This window comes from Aquimarina callyspongiae (genome assembly GCF_034322225.1).
Lineage (GTDB): Bacteria > Bacteroidota > Bacteroidia > Flavobacteriales > Flavobacteriaceae > Aquimarina.
This window is the reverse complement of the sequence record NZ_JAXLPA010000005.1, coordinates 432495-457114: the sequence shown is the minus strand read 5'-3', so window position 1 is coordinate 457114 and position 24620 is coordinate 432495. Positions and strand designations below refer to the sequence as shown.

The following is a 24620-nucleotide window of genomic DNA, read 5'->3' as shown; positions in this document are numbered from 1 at the left end:
ATATGTTGCTTAATTTCAAATTGTCTCCATATTAAAATTTTAATATGGAGACAATTTATTTAATCAAAGTAGCCTCAGGAAAAGCAGCGTGATATCCAAACCAAAAGGCATTGTGAGTAGGTAAACGTTTTAATGTTTCACCTGTAATTGTATTTTTTAAAATATTTTCTTGTAATTCCCAGGTAGTACCATTTTCATCTTTTGCCAATGTTTTTTTATCATAAGAGTTGAACTGTACATTCTTAGTAAAGTAAACCCGATGAGCTCCACTTTTATCAGTAAAAACAGTAAAGTTTTTAGTATTAATAACACCTGTGTGAATTTTATGTTTTCTCAGGAATTTTGAAGAAATAGCTATGTTTTCATCTGTTTCTGCCGGAAGGCGAATTGCTAAAATTTCTTGCTTGTTTTTTAACCTGGTATCCTTTGTCGAAACTGAAAACATGAGATCATCGTTAGAGAAATAATCTCTGTATGCAACTCCTTCTCCATAATCTCTACTATGACCTGTTTGTAATGATAATACCGTAGTTTTGGGATGTAGTTTTTTCCATTCTCCCCAAGTCGTAGTTACAACGCTTAAATAATCCAGTTGGATATCTTTATCAGCCAACGGTCCTAAAACGGGCGTTCCCCATAAGGTATTCCACAATGATTGTGTTTTTTGATCATACATAAGTTTATTTGAACGATATAAGAATCCACTGGTTCCTAATTGATAAGCAGTCCCGTTGCTTTTAGTTTTGTAAAGAATTACTGTTCCGCAAAGCGTACAATAAACTCCTGCGACAGGAATTTCACCAACAGTATCTGTAAACATCTCATGCCAGGCCAATATCCTTTTGGGGTAAGCCCTGGTATCACTATTTATAGAAATGCCAAACACAATATCATTATCATTAAGATATTCTGCGCGAGTTGCATGTATCATTTGTGGATTACGTAATGGAGGAATACCATCTTGAACCACGCCGCCCCAACGTACTTCGTCTAGCCTAATTTTGGATTGATCATCACGGTTTATAAAATATTTTTCAAATTTTGGATCTATAAAACTATGTAGCTTTGCTTTAAAGCTGAAATAAGAAGAATTATATGCAGGGTTTTTATTCCATATATATTCATACCATCGATTAAATTCGTAACCGTAGTATTTTTTAGTTTTTTTTTGAAGTAGGGTTAGAAGTTTTAAACCGTTAGAAGGACTTTTAAGTAGATATACTGATTCTACTGCCATAATCTCAAAATCCTCTTTCCAATGAGTATCTATATATTTTAACGCTTCTTTATGCGTTTGGTTATCTTGAGATGTGAAAAGATCCAGGAAGTATTCATAATCTGGCTTTACAGCATCAGTATCAACAATGGTTTGGCCACTGCTAATAGCTATACTCAAAATCAATAACAAGTTTGTTAAAAAAGTATTCATTCGACCTATTTTTATAATTAAGTCGAATTAAATAGCTGATTTCAACAGGTTTTAAGGAAATTTTTAAATACCCATTACATCAAATCCTTGCCTGATAGGTGTATAAATCGAAGTATCGCCCTTCTGCTGCGATTAATTCATCATGTGTTCCTCGTTCTGCAATATTACCAGATTCAATAACCAAGATTTGATCTGCTTTTTTGATAGTACTTAATCTATGTGCTATGACAAAAGTGGTTCTGCCTTTCATTAATTCACCCAAACTCTTTTGTATTAAGGCTTCACTTTCTGTATCTAAATTTGAGGTAGCTTCATCAAGGATAATAATTTTGGGGTCAGCGAGAATAGCTCTTGCAATAGCTATTCGTTGTCGTTGACCTCCTGATAATTTTACACCTCGTTCCCCAATACGTGTATCCAATCCATCATCAAAACGATCTGTAAATTCATTTACATAACCAGCTTTAACAGCTTGCTGCAATTGATCTTCTGTGGCATTAGGTCTTGGAAATAATATGTTTTCTCGTATGGTACCTTCAAATAAAAATTCATCTTGCAGAACGACACCAAGGTTTTTGCGATAACTACCTAGGTTTACTTTTGATAAATCCTGATTATCAATTGTGATTTGTCCTGATTCAGGATTTAAAAATGTAGCAGCTAATCCTGCTATGGTTGATTTACCCGAGCCAGAACTACCAACCAATGCGGTAACTGATCCTGAAGATGCTTTAAAACTGATGTTATGCAATACTTCTTTTCCTTCTTCATAAGAAAATGATACGTCATCAAATATGATATTACCTTGTATATTATCTAACATAATGGTTCGATCCTCTATCTCATCTTCTGGAGTCATGTTCATTAATTCTTCGGTGCGGTCGAGACCAGCTAATGCTTCTGTAAGTTGACTTCCTATATTGCTCATTTGCACAATAGGAGCAATCATAAAAGCAAGAACCATCGTGAAAAATAAAAAGTCTCCAGTAGTCATAGGATCTACATCCTGCATCATATAATACCCACCAATTCCCATAATTCCTGTAGAAGCTATTCCTGCCAATAAGAATGTTGAAGAACTAGTCATTAAAGCGGTAGCAGTAAGACTCTTTTTTACATTTTGAAATAAACGATTAACACCTTTTTCAAAAATTTTATTTTCTTGTTCTTCTGCACCAAAACCTTTGATTACTCGAACACCTGCAAGAGTTTCTGTTAATCGTCCTTTTACTTCGGCATTGATTTCTCCTCGTACCCTAAATATTGGTCGTATATATTTAAATGCTTTTAAGGCCACGATTCCAAATAAACTAACAGGAACCAGAACAAAGAGTGTCATCCATGGGTTGATATAGATAAGAATTCCCAGAGATACAATAGCAGTAAAGGTTCCACCAACCATTTGTACTAGACCTGTACCAATAAGATTTCTTACACCTTCTACATCACTCATAATTCTTGATACCAAAGCTCCCGATTTTGTATTGTCAAAAAAACTGATCGGTAGTGATAGTACTTTTTTCTGAACTTGTGCTCTAAGTTCTGAGATGAGATATTGTGCTTGTACACTTAGTATGCGGGTCAATAAGAAGGAAGTAGTGGCTTGGATCAAAATAGCAGATCCTACAATAATGAGTAATTCATATAACTGTCCCATATCCTTACTTGGGATTACCTCATCTAATAATGTTTTACTCTTCCAGGGAAGAATAAGTCCAGCGATTCTATTAAAAATAATTAGAATCAAACCAATAAATACCAGATTTCGCCTTGGCCATATTATGGTTTTAAACGCTTTGGCTATACTTACTTTTGGTTTTTTCTTTTTTTCTTTTAGCTCTTTCATTGGATTATTCAGTTTTGAATAAAGAAATGGTATAATCTAATAATGCCATATCTCCGTGATCTCCGTGTCCCGGAATAACAATTTGTAGATTGGGGTAAGCTTCCTTTATTTTGGAAACTGTTTTTGACCAATCAGCCAAGTTGGCATCGGCAAGGTTTCCTTTTTTTGCATTAAGACTCTTGATCATACATCCTCCAAAAATCAAATTTTCTTCAGGAAAGAAAGACACAATATTATCATGAGTATGTGCTCCTCCAAAAAAAGTATTTATAATTTTCTTACTTCCTAAAGTTAATTCTAATTGATTTTTAAATACAGTATCCGGTTTTGTATACCCTTCGTTTATCATCAATGTTTTTGTAATATGACTTGCAATTGTTGAAATCCCTTGTTCTTTAAAAATATCAATGCCTTTGGTACAATCACTATGAAAATGGTTAAAAACAACTCCTTTTACAGTAAGGTGTTTTTCATCTCTTAACCAATTAATTAACTCTGTGGTGGCTTGATCGGTTGCTGGAGAATCAAAAATATAAGCTTCATTGTTATTTACATATACAAATCCATTACAAGGAAATTTTTTTCCGTTTGAAAGGGTAATGGTCGAAATATGAATGTAGTTATGGTCACTAAGTTTATTAATTGTTAATTCAGGAGATATTGAAATCACTTCTGAAGTTGACTTCTTTTTACAAGATATAATAGTAACCAATAGTGTGGTTACAAGGATGATTTTTTTGATCACGTTGTTTTTAAGGTTTGTTTTTTTTTGTTTATTTTGTCTGAGCTGGTTGGTTACTAAGATATAAATAGTTCCTGGGATTCCGATCCAGATTAATTCACTTAACAATACTTTAATGCCCCATTTACTAAAGAATTTACTCGCGCCAATTGGCGAAACTTGAATTGGGCGCCAAGGAAAGAAGTATCGAGTATCATCAAAGGGAGAGAAAAAAGCAATACCTAGTCCACCAGTAGTCATCGCATCAAGGACACCGTGGGACGCGGTACATACCATAAAATATAGTATAAGAATAAAACCGGTTTTTGAGAAAAACTTGCGATTGTAGAAAAGAAATGTAATGACTATTCCTAATAACAAGGCAAATACAAGCGAATGAGAAAAGCCTCGATGTCCCCAAAAATCTTCATAAGGAATGCCAAAAGCAAAACTAATCACATCAGCATCTGGAAGTATGGCACAAACTATACCTAAAATCCAAAACTTAGTGGCGGTAATTTCTTTAGAGAATGTTTTTCCTAAGGCATAGGCGGTAAATCCATGAGCAAAGATAGAAGCCATTATTTATAGTCCGATTATTTTGTTAAGATCTGACTCTGATACATTTAATAATCCTGATTTGGGCAATCGCTTTGTTAATTCTTTCCAGTTTTTATCTTTATCAAAGATTTGTTTAAAAATAGGTAGTGCTTCTTCTAATCTTTTATTATTCGTAAGTGCAACAGCTTTCCAATATTTCATTTCTAAATTATCTGGGAATAGTTGCTCTGCAGCACCATATTCTTTTAATGCTTTTGTCATATCTCCAACCTCAACGGCTAAATCTCCTTGGTTCATATGCTCATAAGCTTTATGAACTTGAAGTAATCGTTGTAATTCTTCAAGAGGGTTCTTGTGATCATCAACTCTAAGATTAACTTTTTTATCTTCCCAAGAATTTTTTACTGGTTCTGGACCTACTACTACCAATGCAGCAGATTGTTTACCTCTAATATCTCCACCAGCATCTTGTGCTGCCAATAAAACTTTTACGATGCGTTCTGCTAATGGTAAATTATTATGTTCTTCGAAAGCTTTAGCCATAGCAGGAACTACTTTGTCGTTTAACATCATATTGGCTTGTACAGAAAAATTATCTCCTATAATATGATGGGCAGAAACAATACATTTTTTGCCAGTAAAAGCAGCAACGTTTCCTTGAGAGTCAAGAAATGCTACTTGTCTAAAGTCTTTACCTTCATCTTTACCAACAAGTTGATCCAAAGCTTCTTTTGCATTTATGCCTTCAGACATTAATTTAAGACCATCAGGGCCGTATGCTGGGTTTACAAAAGACTGTGTGGCGACCACTCCTACACCAGATTGTCCCCACGATACTATAGATCCAACAGAAAACCAATGACTTTGTACACCTACAGCCATTTCGCCTGTATTTTTATCCCTAGCCACAATAGAAAAGGTATGCGCAAATTTTTCTTTATACACCTGTTGAGCCTGAACCGCAAATGATGAAAACATAAAATAAGTTATAAGAATTTTTAGTGAGAACAATTTCATAAGACAATTTTTGTGTTTTGAGTAGTGTAATGTACAGAAATATAAGGGTTACTACAATTTCGCAAAAATCAAAATTTAGAGAATCATCTTTGCCTACATAATACCATCACCTATGATTGGGGATCACAAAAGCTGTACTATTTATGTTTAGATATAATTAAAAACGGACTAATTGCCGAATTTTTCAATCAGTTGCGGAAGCTTTTTATTAAGAAATTTGATTTGCTGCTCAATACCTTTAGGAGTATCGTGATTATGTGTCGCTACTATTACTAAATCTTTATTAGGAACTATAATAATGAATTGCCCACCATATCCCATTCCATAATTTATAGTATCTCCTTTTAATTCAGATGTATACCAACAGAAACCATGTGTAGAATTTTGTAATCCCCATCGTGTAGGTAATTTTTGGGCAGTATCAAAAAGTTGGTTTACCCATTCTTTAGAGATTAATCTTTTGTCATCATATACTCCTTGGTTTTCTAATAATTGGCCTATTTTCATTAAATCTATAGATTTCATTTCTAAACCAAGACCTCCTCCAGCATAATAACCATCATTTCTTTTCTTCCAGTCAATTTTATCGATAGTCAATGTATCAAACAGATATTCATTTGCAAATTCAAGAGTTGTTTTTTCTGTGGCTCTGCTTATGATGGCAGAGAGTAAATGGGTTGCAGCAGTATTATAATTATATTTTTCTCCCGGAGTATACTCTAACTTCTTTTGTAATACAAAAGTGATTGGGTTTTCACTGTTGATCCAATTTTGGTGTTCAGGAAAACCTTTCCAGGAAAGACCAGATGTTTGATTGAGCAGATGTTTTATAGTAATCTGTTTTTTTCTTTCATCTTTTAGATTCTTGAATTCTTCAGGAAAATATTTTTCTATTGGTTCGTTTTCATTCTCAATTATCTTTTGATCAATGGCAATCCCGATAAGAATGCTCATGATTCCTTTGGTTAGAGATTGTACATTACATAAATCATCAGATTTTTTACTATTATAATATTCCTCAAACACAATCTGATCATCTTTAGATACTAAAACTGAATATATCCCACTATCTTCTGATACTTTTTCCGGAACGGGTTTGTTTATTGTATTAGAGGTGTTTTTTACAGGCTTTTTACAGGAAAGAGCTACAATTAAAAAAGTAAATAAGAGATATGACTGATGTTTCATTTATACTGGTTTGAAATGTTTATTTCTTTTTTCTTTTTTTATGCTTTAGGTTAAAGGTTTTATCTCCTTTAGTTTTCGGTTTTTTGTACTTCTTTTTAATCTCTCGTTTATACTTTCCACCTAGATTTACTTTTCTGTTTTTTTCTTTCTTTTCATGAAAAGCTGTCCCTGCTTCATCATCATTAGGACGCTTATGAGGATTGTAAATTTCTTTTATTTTGGGTTGTTCTTCAGGAGTTAGTTCTTTAGATATTTCTACCTGTTCAGGAAAGTCTGATTGTGTTACTTCCATTTCCATTAACTCTTCTATAGTCTTTAGGTATTCTCCTTCAGCCTCTGTAGTTAATACGATAGAAACTCCTTCCTTTTGAGCACGACCAGTTCTACCAATACGATGCATATAATTTTCAGGATATCCTGGGGTATCTACGTTGATTACATGACTGATATCATCAATGTCTAATCCACGAGCCATAACATCAGTGGCAACAAGAATTCTGTGTTCTCCACTTTCAAACTGTTCTATACTTCTAAGTCGATAGTTTTGCGTTTTATTAGAGTGAATAACTGCACATTCATCAGTAAAGGTATTTTCAAATCGTTCAAATAATCGATCAGCCATTTTTTTATTACTAACAAAAACCAGCACTTTTTCAAACTTCTCCTTATCTCTAAGTAAATGCTCGAGTAAGTTTACTTTGGTATAAAAATTAGGAACTTTATATCCATATTGTTTGATATTATTTAAAGGAGTACCGCTTTTTGCAATAGAAACTTTTTTAGGATTGATAAAGATTTCAGTAATAATACTTTCTACCTCATCAGTCATAGTTGCAGAAAACATAATGTTTTGTCGTTGCTGAGGTAAGATATCAAAGATATTCATTAACTGATGTCTGAATCCTAAATCCATCATAACATCAACTTCGTCAATAACCAATTTTTGAATAGACTTTAATTGTAGTGCCCTACTTACAGCGAGATCATATAAGCGTCCTGGAGTAGCGACAATAATATCAAGTCCTTGAGAGACAATTTCTTTTTGCGTATTAATATTAGTTCCGCCATATACACCTGTTACACGCACATTAATATAAGTAGCGAGTTTTTCGATTTCATCAACTACTTGTACAACTAATTCACGCGTAGGAACTAATACTAAAACCCGAGGGTTTTGCTGTACAGAATATTTAAGCATTCTTAGTATAGGAAGCATATAGGCAAATGTTTTACCTGTACCTGTTTGCGCAATACCTACCACATCTTTGCCAGACATCACTGTTGAAAAAGCCTGCTCTTGGATAGGTGTGGGAGTTTCAAAACCTAGATCATCTAGCGAATTGAGTAATTGTGTGCTTAAATTTAAGTCTCTAAAAGTCACGATACTATTTAATGATTATCATCGGCGAAAGTAATTGTATTTAATTACAAAACGGTCTAAATACAACGAAAAATATATGTCAAGTTATATAAAATTTTTAAAAAGATACGCAACCTTTATATGTTTATCGAATCTATAAAATATAACTAGTCGAGAAATTACAATATTTGGGGCACTTTTAATCGAGTGTATATAAAACGCCTGCTATAGTTTTATGGCAGGTGTTTTTTTGTTGGGGGATACATTTTATTTACATTTGATTTTCAATTCAGACTAAAAAAACAATGAAAAATATTTTGGCATTTGCCGGATCCAATAGTAGTACATCAATTAATCATAAATTGGTAGAATTTGTAGCTTCAGAAATTAAGGAACACCCTGTTAAGATTATAAAATTAACGGATTACCCTTTGTCAATTTATAGTGAGGACGAAGAAAAAAGTCAAGGATTCCCTGAAATTCTTAAAAACTTAAAAGAAGAAATTTCTGAAGCAGATGCTTTAATTATTTCTTTAAATGAACATAATGGTAGTTGGAGTGCGTTTTTTAAAAATATTATGGATTGGATGTCACGTCTAGATCGTAACTTTTTGGAAGGAAAAAAGATACTATTGATGAGTACATCTCCTGGAAAAAGAGGAGGGTTAAGTTCATTAGAATTTGCAAAAAGTGTATTTCCGCGTTTTGGTGCAGAGATAATAGAAAGTTTTAGTTTCCCATCGTTTTACGAGAATTTTTCTGTAGAATCTAATACAGTAACAGAAGAAACTCTTTTGTTGGGATTAAACGAAGTTCTCAGTACTTTTGCACATCAAATTAAATGACAAAGTGCGAATTACCCAAAAATACAATGTAACAGATCCATCAGAGTTCAAAAACAGATTATTGCATTGGGGGCAACAATTTGGCGAAGTCATTTGGTTAGATTCTAATAGTTATAATCAGGAATACTCTAGTTATGATGCGGTTCTAGCGGTAGATGCTTTTACATCTATTAAAACAGACTATTATACTGCTTTTGAAAAATTAAAAGAATATCAGCAACAAACCAAAGATTGGATTTTTGGTTATTTATCATATGACTTAAAAAATGATGTAGAACGATTAAACTCGGAAAATCAAGATAATCTTCATTTCCCGGATTTATTCTTTTTTCAGCCTAAAAAGTTATTCTTGCTTAAAAACAATTTGCTGGAAGTTCACTATTTAAGAATGGTAGATGATGAAATTGAAGAGGATTTCAAAACGATTTCAACAATTTCTTTAGAGAAAGCAGATAATACAGAACAATCTTGCGATAAGGTGAAGATTAGTTTAAGTATTACCAAAGATGTGTATAAAGAAAAAGTAAATCAAATGCTTGTTCATATACATAGAGGGGATATTTATGAAGCTAATTTTTGCCAGGAGTTTTTTGCAAAGGATAGTTGCATAGATCCATTACAAACTTATTATCATTTAAACGATATTTCTAAACCTCCGTTTGCTACATTTTTTAGAATGGATGATCAATATTTATTATCAGCATCACCAGAGCGGTATTTAAGAAAAGAAGATCAAAAAATTATTTCTCAACCTATTAAAGGGACGGCTAAAAGATCAGATAATATTTATGATGATCAAAAACTAATCTCTGATTTACAAAATGATCCCAAGGAACGATCAGAAAACATAATGATAGTTGATCTGGTAAGGAATGATTTATCAAAAACGGCAGTTAAAGGTACTGTAAAAGTTGAAGAGTTATGTAAAGTGTATTCTTTTAAGCAAGTACATCAAATGATTTCGACGGTAGTTTCTGAAATGGAACCAGATATTTCTCCGGTAGATGTAATCAAAGCTACTTTTCCTATGGGAAGTATGACAGGAGCTCCTAAAATATCCGCTATGAAAATTATCGAAAACCTTGAAGTATCAAAAAGAGGATTATACAGCGGTGCTGTAGGGTATTTTACACCAGATGAAGATTTTGATTTTAATGTAGTCATTAGAAGTATTTTGTATAACAAAAAGCAAAACTATATTTCTTATACAGTAGGAGGGGCAATAACGGCTAAATCAGATCCCGATAAAGAATATGAAGAATGCCTTCTTAAAGCAAAAGCCATGAGAGAAGTATTAGAAGGAATGTGAAATTATGAACCAACAGAAATTGTTTAATTATCCAATTCTATGATTTAAATAAGGTTTTTTCTGAAACTTTTGCGAACATCAATAATAATCTCTTTTACTTCTTGAGCTGTAATTTCTCTGATGGTAGCGATTTCTTCAAAATTTAATTTTCCAAATACAAAAAGATCTATAATTTTAGAAGTTTCCATAGGTAACCAGCTATAAAACTTTCCAAGAAGTTTTTGTTTTTTGTTTTCTGTAGAATGTTCTGAATCAATAATTTTTAGAATATCAGAATCTGTGTCGTCATAGATAAAAGCTTGTTTTTTCTCAACGTGTTGATAATAACAAATATCACTTAATTCTTCATTCATGATAAGTTCATTGTCAGCTTCAACGGTATAGACCTCTTCTAATTTGCTAAGCTCTTCTTTTAAGATATAACTGGTGCTGATATTTTTTTGATGCCATCCTTCTCGAATATATAACTCATCAATAAGTTCGTCGGCAATTTTAAAAAGCTTAAGTTCTAATGAAAGTGTATTCACATCTAGTTCGTAACGGTCGTTATACAAGCTAACAATAGCATCATCAATAATACCATTGGAACAATACATATTTCTAGGTAAAATTCCTGTACTTTCGGCAATATATAAGCGATGTTTTACGTAAGGATGTAAGTGTGGAACTATGGATAATAACCTTTTATCAAAATCTTTTTGATCATCTGCTCTAAAATACTTCTGTAGTTCATTGATCCTGTTCATAGTATTGGAGTTTAAGAGTTTCTTAAAAATAACAAAAACAAATCAATTTAGATGTTAAAAACTTGAAAATCAACGTTTAAAAGCGATTTTTTCTTTACTTGTCGAAGCAATACAAAATCGTATATTTGACAAAAGGCAAAAAAACAAAACAGAATTTGTTGTTAAATAAGTTTCAGGATCATATTAACCAGAATCTTCAGTTTGTTGCTGGGGGTAAATTATTAATTGCCTGTAGTGGAGGATTAGATAGTGCTGTACTAGTTGCATTGTTTGACTCTCTTGCATTAGAATTTAGTATTGCGCATTGTAATTTTAATCTTCGAGGAGAAGAAAGCGATTGGGATGAAAAATTTGTTTCAAATGTGGCGAATAAGGTAAATGCTCCTTTTTTTATCAAACATTTTGATACTAATAAATATGCTAAAGATCATAAGCTTTCTACTCAAATGGCAGCAAGAGAACTGAGATATGATTGGTTTAAAGAATTAGTAGTAGAGTATCAATTTGATTATATTTTAACTGCACATCATGCTGATGATAATCTAGAAACTTTTTTGATCAACCTTTCAAGAGGAACTGGAATTGATGGTTTGACCGGTATTCCTGAAGTGAATGATATGTTTATTCGTCCCTTGCTTCCCTTTTCGAGAGAAGAAATCTTATCATTTGCCAAGCAAAATAGTGTAGATTGGAGAGAAGATAGTAGTAATGCAAGTACTAAGTATCTCAGAAATAAACTTAGACATGAAGTTATCCCGGCTCTAAAAGATACAGCGCCTCAATTCTTACAAAATTTTGAGAATACTCTGGAATATTTGAAGCAGAGTAAGACATTTATTAAAAGCCAAGTGTTTCAACTTCAAGAAGAGCTATTCGAATTTTCAGAATCTGATATTATTAGAATATCTATTCATCGACTTCGCCAATATGGTTATCCTAAAGCTTATTTATATTTTTTATTGAAAGATTATGGTTTTACAGCTTGGAATGATATTACACAAATTCTTACCGCACAATCAGGGAAACAAATTTTTTCAGAATCACATAGATTAGTAAAAGATAGAGATTATATATTATTAAGCCCTATTGCTGAAGAAATAACAGATCGTTATTATAAGATACCCGAAGAAGAAAGCATGTTAATGATTCCTTCAGGAACATTGAAATTCAGGATGGTAGATGAAATAACGGATATTGATCTAAAAACAATTTATGTTGATAAAGAAAAGTTAAAATACCCTTTGATTGTAAGAAAATGGGAAGAAGGCGACTATTTTTATCCGCTGGGAATGAAGGGTAAAAAGAAGTTAAGTAAATATTTTAAAGATGAAAAACTATCCTTATTCGCCAAAGAAAGAGTATGGCTACTTTGTTCTGGAAAAGAAATCCTTTGGATTATAAATTACAGAGCAGATAATAGATTTAAGATAGTACCCCAAACAAAACAAATATTAAAAATTACAATAACCTGATGCGATACTTCATATTATTACTAACTACGTTATTATTTTCTAATACACTTTTCTCACAGGCGTTTGATCCTGTTAAATGGGATGCTAGTGTTGAAAAAGAATCAGAGGATATTTATGTGTTATATTTTAAGGCTACTTTGGATAAAGGATGGCACTTATATTCTCAAAACGAAGCGGATACTGATGAGATCGCTCCAACACCTACAGAATTCACCTATAATAATACATCAGAAACATATGAACTTATTGGAGAAACTTTTGAACCAAAAGGGATTGAAAAGTTTGACAATATTTTTGAGATGGATGTAAAATATTTTGAGGACGAGGTAACTTTTTCTCAAAAAATCAAGTTGATAAATAAAAGCTTAACTGATGTTAAAGCAGAGGTTTTCTTTTCGGTTTGCGATGATGAGAAATGTCTTGCTCCAGAAGTAATAGAGTTTGATTTAAACCTTGCAGGAAAAGCTAAAGAAAATAAAGGAGATGTAGCCAGTATTACAACAGAAGATCGTAGTAAATCTGAAGCTTTAGATGTTAAAATTAAAGGGTGGGATGTTTTCCCTAAAGAAGATGTAAAAGACAAAAGTTATTTAACCATATTTGTTTTAGGGTTTTTAGGAGGTTTAATTGCTTTATTAACTCCTTGTGTCTTCCCAATGATACCATTAACGGTTTCATTTTTCACCAAAGGAGCTAAGGATCGTAAAAAAGGATTGTTTAATGCCGTACTGTACGGTTTTTTCATATTTGCAATATACATATTACTCAGTCTTCCGTTTCACTTGTTAGATTCATTAGATCCTGAGATCTTAAATAATATTTCTACCAATGTCACTCTTAATATTATATTCTTCGTAATATTTATAGTTTTTGCTATTTCGTTTTTTGGATATTTTGAAATCACATTACCAGCCTCATGGAGTAATAAAATGGATAGTAAAGCTACTAGTGTAGGAGGAATACTAGGTGTCTTTTTTATGGCATTAACCCTTGCTTTAGTTTCTTTTTCTTGTACGGGACCAATTCTAGGTTCTTTACTAGGAGGTTCCTTGAGTAGTGATGGAGGAGCAATGCAACTAAGTTTTGGTATGGGAGGTTTTGGTTTAGCACTTGCATTACCTTTTGGTTTATTTGCGCTTTTTCCTAATTGGTTAAATTCTTTACCAAAGAGTGGAGGATGGTTAAATGCCGTAAAAGTTGTTCTAGGATTTGCAGAACTAGCTTTAGCATTTAAGTTTTTATCCAATGCAGATCTGGTAGAGCATTGGGGAATTCTGAAACGTGAAATATTTATCGCTATTTGGATTATTATTGGTATTGGTATGACGCTGTATCTGTTTGGTAAAATACGTTTTCCGCATGATAGCCCTATTAAAAAACTTAGTGCCGGAAGAAAAACTCTAGGTGTTTTGATATTAGCATTTGTATTATATTTAATACCAGGACTTACGAATACAACATATGCAAATCTTAAATTACTAAGTGGTTTTCCGCCACCTTTATTCTATAGTGTATATGAAAAAGAAGCACATGGACCGTTGGGTCTCGATGCCTATACTGATTTTGAGAAAGGTGTAAAAGCCGCAAAAGCTCAAAACAAACCGATAATGCTGGATTTTACTGGATGGGCTTGTGTAAACTGTAGAAAAATGGAAGAACAGGTATGGAGCTATCCTGAGATCATGGAAATCTTAAAAAATGACTATGTTCTTATTTCACTATATGTGGATGATCGAGAAAAGTTATCAGAAGAAAATCAGTTCAAATTTTTGAAACCCGACGGAAGAGTAAAAAATATTAAAACAGTTGGTGATAAATGGGCTACTTTTCAAACGTTAAATTTTGAAAACAATTCACAACCATATTATGTATTGATAGATTCAGAAATGAATTTGTTAAATACAACCACAGCATATACTCCAGATGAATCGGAATACCTTAAATGGTTAAAAAAGGGATTGAAAAATTATCAAAAAAGATAAATTGCTTATAACAGAATAGATTTTTATTATAGCTCTGTTGTAAGTATAGCTGGATTTTTCGACTTTATTTAAGTACTAACAATAAATTAAGTTGAAAAGATGCACGCTGAAAAGATTGAACTTTCTAATTGCTTCCCCTTTATCGAACCACAACTAAAAGAAGAAATCGTATCATTCGGAGAATTTAAAAGTGTCCCAAAGGGAGAATATGTTGTAAAACAAGGTAGCTACCTTAATTTTTTACCCATTATTTTGGATGGCCTAATTAAGATGTATGCCGAAGAAGATGAAGTAGAGTTTTTATTATACTACATACATCCTAATCATTGTTGTATTCTAAGCTTTAACCACCTGTTTAATCAAGAAGCTGTTCGTTTTTCTGCAGTCACAGAAAAAGATACAAAGGTATTGTGCTTACCAGTAGATAAAGTAAAAGAATGGTTTATAAAATATCCATCTTTTACAAGAATTATCTTACAAGATTTTCAACGTAACTATGAAGATTTGCTTAATACAACAAAACAAGTTGTATGTTATAAAATAGAAGATAGGTTAGTAAATTATCTCACTAAAAAAGCAAAACTTCAAAATTGTAATATGATTCAAATGTCTCATAAACAAATAGCCTCGGATTTAGGCACTTCAAGAGAAGTAGTTTCTCGTATAACTAAGAAATTAGAAGCGTCAAGTGTTTTGGTTCAACATAAAAGACATATTGAACTTTTATCAAATAACGTAGCATAAAATAGTATATAGAATAATTTAAAAAAAAGGTGTCCATATGGACACCTTTTTTTATAGGCTTATAATTAGCAAATTTTTAAGAAACAGCTTATAAAAATATGTAAATAACATTTTTTTAACACTTTGTGGTGATTTTTGTCACCGTTTTCAGGCAATTGCGGGGTTTAAATTTGTGGAAAAATTGATGAACAAATAAAATTTACTAATTATGAAAAACAAATTATTTTACTTAATTCTTGGATTATTTGTCTTTGTTGCCTGTAGCGACGATGACGATGTAGTAACTCCACCAGATGGAGGACCCGATGCAGTAGAAAACAAAGTGGTTTTAAATGAAGTTAGATATCAGGGAACTGATTTAATAGAAATTTTTAACGAAGGAGATCAAGAAGCAGATCTTAATGATTATTGGTTATGTTTAGGACCTGGAACATACCAAAGAATTGGAGATTTAACTCCAGAAAGTGGAAACATTGTAATTCCTTCAGGAGGATATTTAGTATTAGCTTATGATTTACCTGATACCGATGGAGGATTAGGGTTATATTCTACAAATACTTTTGGTGATTCAGATGCTATTGTTGATTTCGTACAATATGGATCGGGTGGTAGCGCTAGAGAAAATGTAGCAGTTGCTGCTGGAATCTGGGCAGCAGGAGAATTTGTACCTACAGTAAGTAGTACAGATAATAGTATTGTATTTGATGGAGAAGGAAATGGGGCTGCAAACTGGGCAGAAACTACTTCTGTTACTTTTGGACAAGAAAATGTATTAACAGTACCTGTAGAAGTACGTTCTGTAGTATTTAATGAAGTACAATACGGAAACAGAAACCTAGTAGAATTATACAATAACGGAGAAGCAACAATAGATCTTAGTACCTACTGGTTATGTCTAGGACCTGGTACATACGTGCAAATAGGAGACCTTACTCCGGAAAGTGGAAATATTGAATTAGCAGCTGGTGAATTAGTAGTATTACCTTATGATATGCCAGACGATGAAGGAGGATTAGGATTATATTCTATGAATCAATTTGCAAATCCTGACGCAATAATGGATTTCGTACAATGGGGTGCAGGAGGAAGTGCTAGAGAAAATGTAGCAGTATCTGCAGGAATCTGGACGGCTGGTGATTTTGTACCTACAGTAAGATTAAATAGCTATAGTATTGAGTATGATGGAGAAGGTGATACTTCTGCTGACTGGAGCGAAGAAGTGAACCCATCTTTAGGAGCATCAAATGATGTTGTAAGTCCAACAACTACTTTTAGTGTAACAATTAAAAATGCTGTTAATTACTTAAACGTTCATACGTTTACAACTCCAGTAGGAGCAGGATCTCCTGGTCCGTTGACTACAAATGGAGCGCAATATCAAATCTCTTTCCAAGCAGTGCCTGGAACCAAGTTTACACCTGTTACCATGATGGGTAATAGTAACGACTGGTTTTTAGCTCCAACAGATCTTGACGGGATTGATTTATTCCCGAACGGTCAAGCACTTAACGGTGTAGATATCGCAAGTCAACTTTCTTTATATGATTTAGGTTCAGAAGCTGATGGAGATCCAAGTACTTTTCCGCCAGCAGGAACAAATGTTGGACCAGCTGATTCTAACCCATTAGTACGTTTAGTACCAGGAAGAGGAACAGGAGATATATATATGACAGCAGTATTAGATTATGCAAATGGAGATGGTAATTCTGCAGGTACTTTTACTTTAACAATTACTGCTATTAATACTCCTGATCCATCAATGGCAGCAAGTTCAAATAATGGATTTGTAATTACACCAGGTATCGCAGTATTACATGCTCAAGGAGAACCATTATTTACTATAGGAGAAGAAGATAGAGGAGTAGGACTAGAGCGTATTGCAGAAGATGGTATGCCAGGTGAGTTATATAACTGGTTTACTGAAGCAGGATCTCAAGGAGCACCATTAAGATTATCTTCCTCACTGACCCCACTATCACCAGCATTTATTTATGCTTTTAATACTGATAGAGATCCATGGTTTACACAAGGAGAAGCTATTTCAACGCCTAACGGTTTAGAAGAAATTGCTGAAGATGGTAACAGAATGGTAGCATATAACTATATGAAAGATTTCGGAATTCCTGTAGCACTAAGTGCAGAAAGTGGACCAATTGGCCCAGGAGGATCTTATACCTTTACTATAGAAGTACCACAAGGACAAAACTATAAGTTTGGATTCGGGACTATGTTAGTAGAATCAAATGATTGGGTTGTAAGTTATAACAATGCAGGTTTCCCATTATTCTTAGAAGATGGTAGCCCATATTCTGGAACAGATGTAAGTTCTAAAACGTACTTATATGATGCAGGTACTGAAGATGATGAACCAGTAGGTTTTGGTCCAAATCAGGTAAGAAGACAAGCAGATGTAAATACAGGACCAGCAGATGCAAACACAACAATCAGACGAGTATCAGCTCTAGAAGATGTTCAGTTTGGAAAAGGTGTTATCAATAGTGGTCCAGGAGTAACCTGGTCTGGAGATCCAAGAGGTGGATACAATATTATTGAAATTAACATTCAAGCACAATAATTACCCTGCCCTAGAACCAAGTTATCTATATTTATAGGGGATATAGGTAAACTATAATTATTACAATTAGGGACAAAAGCCTTTGACATCGTGTCAAAGGCTTTTTTGATGAACATAAATGAGCGTATTTTTATTAAAAAACCTCTATTGATTTTATGTAAATAGATTCTTTTTATAATATACTGTAGACGTAGATTTGTACGTCTTAAATTCATACCATTTTAGCATATGGTTGTTAATATCTACCTAAAACCGTGTTGGTCATAATACCATTTTTTATCTTCAGTGATAAACTAAACTCAAATCCATGAGATCAATCAGAATACTTTTATTAGCTGTCTTTTTTATAACAATCTCTTTTTCTTCCTGTCAAGAAAATGATACGGTTGCTCATAAAGAAACAGAAGCTAAAAAAGAAAGCAAGGAAAATAATGTTAATGCCTACGACGTAAAAAAACATTACACAAAACAAGAGGTGGATATTGTTATGCGAGATGGAATAAAATTGCATACCACTATATATTCACCAAAGGATACGAGTAAAACATATCCTATTCTTATGCAACGTACACCATATAGTTCCAGACCTTATGGAGAAGATCAATTTCGTTCTAAGATCGGACCTAATGAGTTCTTAATGAAAGAAGGAAATATATTTGTGTATCAAGATGTTCGAGGTCGATGGATGAGTGAAGGAGAATATGATAATATGAGAGCTTATATTCCTAATAAAAAAGGAAAGCAAATAGATGAATCCAGTGATACCTACGATAGTATAGATTGGTTGGTAAAAAATGTTTCTAATTTTAATGGAAATGTGGGGGTATATGGTATTTCTTATCCTGGGTTTTATGCTCTATGTGCCTTATTAGATGTACATCCATCAGTAAAAGCAGTATCACCACAAGCACCAATTGGTGATTTCTTTTTTGATGATTTTCATCATAATGGAGCATATATTTTGAGTTATTGGAGAGGGACTGCAGTTTTCGGTTACCCAAAAGAAGGAAGAGTTAAAGAAACCTGGTATGAATTCCCTAAACTAAAGAGTAAGGATCAATATGATTTTTTCTTAAAAGCGGGCTCATTAAACAATTTGGGAGGGTATTTTAAAGATAATTTTTTCTGGAAGCAATTAACAGAACACCCTAATTATGACGATTTCTGGAAGTCGAGAGGAATTATACAACATTTAGAAAATATCAAACCAGCAGTAATGACAGTAGGAGGCTTGTTTGATGCAGAAGATCTTTATGGACCTTTAGAAGCATATAAAAATATAGAAGAACGTAGTAATAATTACAATATTGCGGTTTTTGGACCTTGGGGCCATGGAGATTGGTATAGAACTAAAAAACGACAAGCTATAGGGAATGTTTATTTTGGAGATGATTTATCAATAACATATCAAAAAGATGTAGAAACTAAGTTTTTCAATCATTTTCTAAAAGATAATGGGGATAATAATACGGGGTTATCAGAAATCAGAATATTTGATACGGGTAAAAAAGAATGGAACTCGTATGAAGCATGGCCGCCAAATAATGCTGTTAAAAAATCATTTTTCTTAACAAGCAATGAAACATTAGGAGATAGTGCTCAAGATGGATATGCCGAGTTCGTAAGCAACCCTAAAAAACCAGTTCCATATTCTGAAGATATAAAAATGGAATATAAGTTAAGAAAGTATATGACAGATGATCAGCGATTTGCAGCCAGACGTCCAGATGTAATGGTTTATCAAACTCCAGAATTGACAGAAGATATAACATTAACAGGTGAGATACTAGCAAAATTAAAAGTTGCAACTACAGGCACAGATGCTGATTGGATAGTAAAAATAATAGATGTATATCCCAATGAAACTGAAGATACAGAAGAAACTCAGAAGTATCTTAAAATGTCTAATTACCATTTGATGGTGCGTAGTGAAGTAATGCGTGGTCGTTTTAGAAATGATTTTAGTAAACCTGAACCTTTTATACCAAATCAAAAAACGAATGTTACTATTAAGTTACAAGATATACATCACACTTTTAAGAAGGGACATAAGCTACAGATTCAGGTACAAAGTACTTGGTTTCCATTGATAGATTTGAACCCTCAAACTTTTGTACCTAATATTTTCAAGGCAAAAGATGAAGATTTTAAAAAACATAAGCACAAGATATTTTATGATTCTGAAATACAGTTTTCTTTATTAAAGAAGGATAACCTTAAATGAACAGGATAGTACAAATACGAATACAATAAGAATTACTTCCATATTTTTTTTCACTTTTATTCGTATTCTTAACACAGCTGAAACCACTTGGTTTATATAAGTAGAAAATACAATGGTATCTAATGGATTAGAGGAAATTGTTTAGGAAGGACAAAATGTTACGTTTAATTTATAACATAGAAACAGAGGGAGATAAGTAATAGAATTTGAAGGAGATCAAGTGATGAACCTGAAATCAAATACGATCTGATACAAGTGTAGTTGATAACCATACTATAATTAAAAGGGATTCGGGTTTTAAAGGTATTTATTTGAAAATGATGAGATTAATAGTCTTTAAGATGTGCCCTGTTAAAAAAAGAGAGAGGGGTAATGTAATATAAATGAGTATTTATTATAGGTATTTATTCTAATTAAGAACTCAACCAGAAAAATAATGTAGATGTGATTTGTTGTTTTTTTAGAGTTTCTAAGAGTATTCGGGTGTGTTAAAACCTCCTTAAAACCGTGTTGGTTATAATACCATTTTTTATCTTCAGCGATAAACTAAACTCAAACCCATGAGATCAATCAGAATACTTTTATTAGCAGTCTTTTTTATAACAATTTCTTTTTCCTCTTGTAAAGAAAATGATACAGTTGCTCATAAAGAAACAGAAGCTAAAAAAGAAAGCAAGGAAAATAATGTCGATACTTATGACGTAAAAAAACATTACACAAAACAAGAAGTGGATATTGTTATGCGAGATGGAACAAAATTGCATACCACTATATATTCACCAAAGGATACGAGTAAAACATATCCTATTCTTATGCAACGTACACCATATAGCTCCAGACCTTATGGAGAAGATCAATTTCGTTCTAAGATCGGACCTAATGAGTTCTTAATGAAAGAACAAAATATTATTGTCTATCAGGATGTTCGAGGCCGTTGGATGAGTGAAGGAGTTTATGATAATATGAGGGCATACATTCCTAATAAAGAAGGAACTCAGTTTGACGAGGCTAGTGATACTTATGATACTATTGACTGGTTGGTTAAAAATGTAGCTAACAATAATGGAAAAGTTGGTATCTGGGGTATATCATATCCTGGTTTTTATGCCACATATTCATTGTTAGATGCTCATCCATCCTTAAAAGCAGTATCTCCACAAGCTTGTATCGGTGACTTCTTTTTTGATGATTTTCATCATAATGGAGCATATTTATTAAGTTATTGGAGAGCAACAGCTGTATTTGGTTATGAAAAAACTAAACCAGTTAAAGAAAGCTGGTATACCTTTCCAGAATTGGCTAGTAAAGATCAATATCAATTCTTTCTGGATGTCGGTCCGTTAAGTAACTTGGATCAATATTATAAAGAAGATAATGTATTCTGGACACAACTTAAAGAGCATCCTAATTATGATGAATTTTGGCAAAAAAGAGGAATTATTCAGCATCTTAAAGATATAAAACCTGCAGTTATGGTTGTAGGAGGATTGTTTGATGCAGAAGATCTATATGGACCATTTGAAACCTATGAAAATATAGAAAAAAATAGCAAAAACTATAATATTATGGTTTTTGGTCCTTGGAGTCATGGAGATTGGGCAAGAAACAAAAAACGCCAAGCGGTAGGTAATGTATATTTTGGAGATGATTTATCTCTTAATTTTCAAAAAAATGTAGAAACCAAGTTCTTTAATCATTTCTTAAAAGGTGATGCCGATGAAAAAACTGGGTTGTCAGAAATACAGATTTTTGATACGGGTAAAAAAGAGTGGAACTCTTATGATAGCTGGCCTCCTAAAAATACTGAGAAAAAGACATATTACCTTACTGCCAATGACCAATTAGGTGGAGATGTTGGAAATGGGTTTTCAGAATTTATTAGTGATCCTAAAAAACCAGTTCCTTATTCTGAAGATATTAAAATGGTATTTACGCCAAGAAAATACATGACAGATGATCAGCGATTTGCAGCTAGACGTCCAGATGTATTAGTATTTGAAACTCAAGTGTTGGATCAGGATGTTACTTTATCAGGAGAAGTATTGGCAAAACTTAAGGTTTCGACAACAGGTACAGATGCAGATTGGGCAGTAAAGCTAATTGATGTATATCCAAATGATGCTGAAGATACAGAAGAAACTCAAGGATATTTAAAAATGGCTAACTATCATATGATGGTTCGTAGTGAAGTAATGCGAGGACGATTTAGAAATGATTTTAGTAAGCCAGAACCTTTTGTGGCAAATCAAAAAACAGATGTAAATATCAAATTGCAAGATGTACATCATACTTTTAAGAAAGGACATAGAATTCAGATTCAGGTTCAGAGTACTTGGTTTCCACTTATAGATCTAAACCCACAAACGTATGTGCCAAATATTTTTAAAGCTAAAGAATCAGATTTTACCAAGCAAACGCATAGAGTTTATCATGATTCGGCAATAGAAGTTTCAGTTTTAAAATAAAAACACTAACCTACAAAACCATTACCTCATGAATAAAGCAAAAATTAGCTTAGTTCTATTTTTTTCACTTTTAGTGGTTATTAGTTGTAAAAAAGGAGCTAAAGAATCAGAAAATACTGCAGAGATATCTGCAGAAGTAATAGAAGAAAAATCCAAAGAATTAAATGATTGGTTCGAAACACAATTTCAAGAAGAAATTACCAGATCACCAATGATGCAGACATATCTCGGAATTAAAACCGAAGATTATGGAAAATGGGATGACATGTCTTCTAAGAAAGAAGTTGAAGACTTAGAACGTGTAAAAGAACGATTAGCTTATCTTAAAGATTCTGTAGATTTCACCAAATTAAATGTAGCTACGCAACTTAGTTATAAACTGATGAAGCAGGATTTAGAGAATGAGATTGAAGATTTTCAATATCGTTTCTATGATTATCCTGTAAATCAAATGCACGGATTACAAGCAGAAATCCCTGCTTTTATGATTAATATGCATAGAATTGCTGATAAAAAGGATGCAGAAGCTTACATCTCACGTTTAGAAGGAATGGATGAATTATTTTCCCAAGCTATGGATAATATGAAGATCCGAGAAAAAAATGGGATTCTTCCTCCAAAGTTTGTGTTTACAAAAGTATTAGATGATAGTCGTAATATTATTAAAGGTCGTCCTTTTGATAAGTCAAATGAAGAAAGCACTTTGTTAACTGATTTTAAAGGAAAAATTTCTGGGTTAAAACTTTCTGAAGAAGAAAGTACGACATTAATAACTCAAGCTGAAAAAGCATTGTTAGCGGGAGTAAAACCAGCTTTTGAAAACCTTATAGTATTACTTGAAGAGCAGCAGCAAAGAGCAACTACTGATGATGGTGCCTGGAAATTTCCTAAAGGAGCTGCGTTTTATAACGTAGCATTAAAAAGAACTACTACTACAGAAATGACTGCTGAGGAGATCCATGAATTGGGCTTAAGAGAAGTAGAACGTATTCATAATGAAATGCGTGATATTATGAAGCAAGTAAAGTATGAAGGTACTTTACAAGACTTCTTTAAATTCATGAAAGAAGATAAACAGTTTTATTATGATAATACCGAAGAAGGAAAGGCTGCTTATTTAAAAGAAGCGGTTGCTTTGATCGATAATATGAAGTCTAGAATGGATGAATTATTTATCACTAAACCTAATGCCGATATTATTGTAAAAGCGGTAGAACCATTTAGAGAAAAAAGTGCTGGTAAAGCTTTTTATCAAAGAGGGACTCCTGATGGAGCAAGACCTGGCACCTATTATGCTAATCTATATGATATGGAAGCAATGCCAAAATATCAGATGGAAGCATTGGCCTATCACGAAGGGATTCCTGGTCACCATATGCAAATCTCTATTGCTCAGGAATTAAAAGATATTCCTAAGTTTAGAAAGTTTGGAGGGTATACAGCATATGTTGAAGGTTGGGGACTTTATAATGAATTTTTGCCAAAAGAAATAGGATTGTATAATGACCCTTATTCAGATTTTGGAAGATTAGCAATGGAGTTGTGGAGAGCTTGTCGATTAGTAGTTGATACAGGTATTCATGCCAAGAAATGGACTAGAGAAGAAGGAATTAAGTATTATACAGATAATACTCCAAATGCTGAAAGCGATGCTATAAAAATGGTAGAAAGACATATTGTAATGCCTAGTCAGGCTACTGCATACAAAATAGGAATGAATAAAATTCTTGAATTGCGCAAATCTGCAAAACAACAACTAGGGGATTTATTTGATATTAAAGAATTTCATGATGTAGTTTTAACAAATGGAGCTGTACCTTTAAATGTTTTAGAAGTATTGGTTAACGATTGGGTAGTTTCAAAAAAGAAAAATACTAATGAAAAGAAAAAAGAACATTCTTAATCATATAATTGTTTAAGACGTTTTTTTTAGAAATAATAAAAAGTATATAAGTCTTTCAGTAAAATGAAAGGCTTTTTTTATACAAGGAGTTTATGGTTAAACTATATAAAATTGTATGAAAATACTTACAAAATAGTTTTATTTAGATAAATTTGTGTATTTTGTGGATGAATTTGGTTTTTAAGCTATTTTTTAATTCAAATTACACTATGAGATTTCTTTGTTTAATAAGT

General features: G+C 32.7%; 16 protein-coding genes. 9 read left to right on the top strand and 7 right to left on the bottom strand.

From position 1 onward, the window contains the following. Positions 1 to 55: 55 nt before the first annotated feature. The 6 genes from U0D62_RS21465 to U0D62_RS21440 form a co-directional block, all read right to left on the bottom strand. The gene (locus U0D62_RS21465) at positions 56 to 1429 is read right to left on the bottom strand and encodes a DUF3179 domain-containing protein (RefSeq protein ID WP_322289410.1); all 1374 of its coding nucleotides are present in this window, start codon (positions 1427 to 1429) and stop codon (positions 56 to 58) included. Between the two features lie 79 nt (positions 1430 to 1508). Continuing rightward, positions 1509 to 3275 carry an ABC transporter ATP-binding protein gene (locus U0D62_RS21460; protein ID WP_322289409.1) on the bottom strand — a complete coding sequence of 589 codons (1767 nt, stop codon included), beginning with the start codon at positions 3273 to 3275 and terminating at the stop codon, positions 1509 to 1511. A 4-nt stretch (positions 3276 to 3279) separates the two neighbouring features. Then, positions 3280 to 4578 (bottom strand): subclass B1 metallo-beta-lactamase, encoded by a 1299-nt coding sequence (bla, locus tag U0D62_RS21455; RefSeq protein ID WP_322289408.1) that lies wholly within the window; start codon positions 4576 to 4578, stop codon positions 3280 to 3282. 3 nt (positions 4579 to 4581) lie between these two features. Further along, entirely contained in the window at positions 4582 to 5574 is a 993-nt protein-coding gene (locus tag U0D62_RS21450; RefSeq protein ID WP_322289407.1) for a DUF1028 domain-containing protein, read from the bottom strand. A gap of 168 nt (positions 5575 to 5742) precedes the next feature. Then, positions 5743 to 6762, bottom strand: a complete 1020-nt coding sequence (locus U0D62_RS21445; protein ID WP_322289406.1) for a serine hydrolase domain-containing protein — start codon at positions 6760 to 6762, stop codon at positions 5743 to 5745. Between the two features lie 19 nt (positions 6763 to 6781). After that, positions 6782 to 8143 (bottom strand): DEAD/DEAH box helicase, encoded by a 1362-nt coding sequence (locus U0D62_RS21440; RefSeq protein ID WP_322289405.1) that lies wholly within the window; start codon positions 8141 to 8143, stop codon positions 6782 to 6784. Between the two features lie 284 nt (positions 8144 to 8427). Here U0D62_RS21440 and U0D62_RS21435 point away from each other — a divergent pair, with 284 nt between their 5' ends. After that, positions 8428 to 8967, top strand: a complete 540-nt coding sequence (locus tag U0D62_RS21435; protein WP_322289404.1) for an NADPH-dependent FMN reductase — start codon at positions 8428 to 8430, stop codon at positions 8965 to 8967. A gap of 4 nt (positions 8968 to 8971) precedes the next feature. Next, complete coding sequence (gene pabB, locus U0D62_RS21430; protein ID WP_322289403.1) at positions 8972 to 10276, top strand: aminodeoxychorismate synthase component I; 1305 nt, start codon at positions 8972 to 8974, stop codon at positions 10274 to 10276. A gap of 44 nt (positions 10277 to 10320) precedes the next feature. On the opposite strand, the gene U0D62_RS21425 is transcribed toward pabB, so the two are convergent. Beyond that, complete coding sequence (locus U0D62_RS21425; RefSeq protein WP_322289402.1) at positions 10321 to 11022, bottom strand: hypothetical protein; 702 nt, start codon at positions 11020 to 11022, stop codon at positions 10321 to 10323. A 158-nt stretch (positions 11023 to 11180) separates the two neighbouring features. Between U0D62_RS21425 and tilS the strand changes: the two genes are divergently transcribed. The 7 genes from tilS (at position 11181) to U0D62_RS21390 (ending at position 24387) form a co-directional block, all read left to right on the top strand. After that, positions 11181 to 12494: a tRNA lysidine(34) synthetase TilS gene (gene tilS / locus U0D62_RS21420; RefSeq protein ID WP_322289401.1), complete on the top strand. Its 1314-nt coding sequence runs from the start codon at positions 11181 to 11183 to the stop codon at positions 12492 to 12494. Beyond that, positions 12494 to 14476, top strand: a complete 1983-nt coding sequence (locus tag U0D62_RS21415; protein ID WP_322289400.1) for a protein-disulfide reductase DsbD family protein — start codon at positions 12494 to 12496, stop codon at positions 14474 to 14476. Before tilS ends, U0D62_RS21415 begins: the two co-directional genes overlap by 1 nt. Before the next feature lie 99 nt (positions 14477 to 14575). Continuing rightward, entirely contained in the window at positions 14576 to 15220 is a 645-nt protein-coding gene (locus U0D62_RS21410; protein ID WP_322289399.1) for a Crp/Fnr family transcriptional regulator, read from the top strand. A 208-nt stretch (positions 15221 to 15428) separates the two neighbouring features. Further along, the gene (locus U0D62_RS21405) at positions 15429 to 17795 is read left to right on the top strand and encodes a spondin domain-containing protein (protein ID WP_322289398.1); all 2367 of its coding nucleotides are present in this window, start codon (positions 15429 to 15431) and stop codon (positions 17793 to 17795) included. 307 nt (positions 17796 to 18102) lie between these two features. After that, the gene (locus U0D62_RS21400; RefSeq protein ID WP_322289397.1) at positions 18103 to 20019 is read left to right on the top strand and encodes a CocE/NonD family hydrolase; all 1917 of its coding nucleotides are present in this window, start codon (positions 18103 to 18105) and stop codon (positions 20017 to 20019) included. Between the two features lie 560 nt (positions 20020 to 20579). Beyond that, positions 20580 to 22484, top strand: coding sequence for a CocE/NonD family hydrolase (locus tag U0D62_RS21395; RefSeq protein WP_322289396.1), 1905 nt, complete (start codon positions 20580 to 20582; stop codon positions 22482 to 22484). A gap of 28 nt (positions 22485 to 22512) precedes the next feature. After that, positions 22513 to 24387 carry a DUF885 domain-containing protein gene (locus U0D62_RS21390; RefSeq protein WP_322289395.1) on the top strand — a complete coding sequence of 625 codons (1875 nt, stop codon included), beginning with the start codon at positions 22513 to 22515 and terminating at the stop codon, positions 24385 to 24387. The last annotated feature ends 233 nt before the right edge of the window (positions 24388 to 24620 follow it).

Excerpts from the sequence above, each read along its gene's own strand:
- U0D62_RS21465 (WP_322289410.1), bottom strand. The coding sequence starts at position 1,429 with ATGAATACTTTTTTAACAAACTTGTTATTGATTTTGAGTATAGCTATT.
- U0D62_RS21460 (WP_322289409.1), bottom strand. The coding sequence starts at position 3,275 with ATGAAAGAGCTAAAAGAAAAAAAGAAAAAACCAAAAGTAAGTATAGCC.
- bla (WP_322289408.1), bottom strand. The coding sequence starts at position 4,578 with ATGGCTTCTATCTTTGCTCATGGATTTACCGCCTATGCCTTAGGAAAA.
- U0D62_RS21450 (WP_322289407.1), bottom strand. The coding sequence starts at position 5,574 with ATGAAATTGTTCTCACTAAAAATTCTTATAACTTATTTTATGTTTTCA.
- U0D62_RS21445 (WP_322289406.1), bottom strand. The coding sequence starts at position 6,762 with ATGAAACATCAGTCATATCTCTTATTTACTTTTTTAATTGTAGCTCTT.
- U0D62_RS21435 (WP_322289404.1), top strand. The coding sequence starts at position 8,428 with ATGAAAAATATTTTGGCATTTGCCGGATCCAATAGTAGTACATCAATT.
- U0D62_RS21425 (WP_322289402.1), bottom strand. The coding sequence starts at position 11,022 with ATGAACAGGATCAATGAACTACAGAAGTATTTTAGAGCAGATGATCAA.
- U0D62_RS21415 (WP_322289400.1), top strand. The coding sequence starts at position 12,494 with ATGCGATACTTCATATTATTACTAACTACGTTATTATTTTCTAATACA.
- U0D62_RS21410 (WP_322289399.1), top strand. The coding sequence starts at position 14,576 with ATGCACGCTGAAAAGATTGAACTTTCTAATTGCTTCCCCTTTATCGAA.
- U0D62_RS21405 (WP_322289398.1), top strand. The coding sequence starts at position 15,429 with ATGAAAAACAAATTATTTTACTTAATTCTTGGATTATTTGTCTTTGTT.
- U0D62_RS21400 (WP_322289397.1), top strand. The coding sequence starts at position 18,103 with ATGAGATCAATCAGAATACTTTTATTAGCTGTCTTTTTTATAACAATC.
- U0D62_RS21395 (WP_322289396.1), top strand. The coding sequence starts at position 20,580 with ATGAGATCAATCAGAATACTTTTATTAGCAGTCTTTTTTATAACAATT.
- U0D62_RS21390 (WP_322289395.1), top strand. The coding sequence starts at position 22,513 with ATGAATAAAGCAAAAATTAGCTTAGTTCTATTTTTTTCACTTTTAGTG.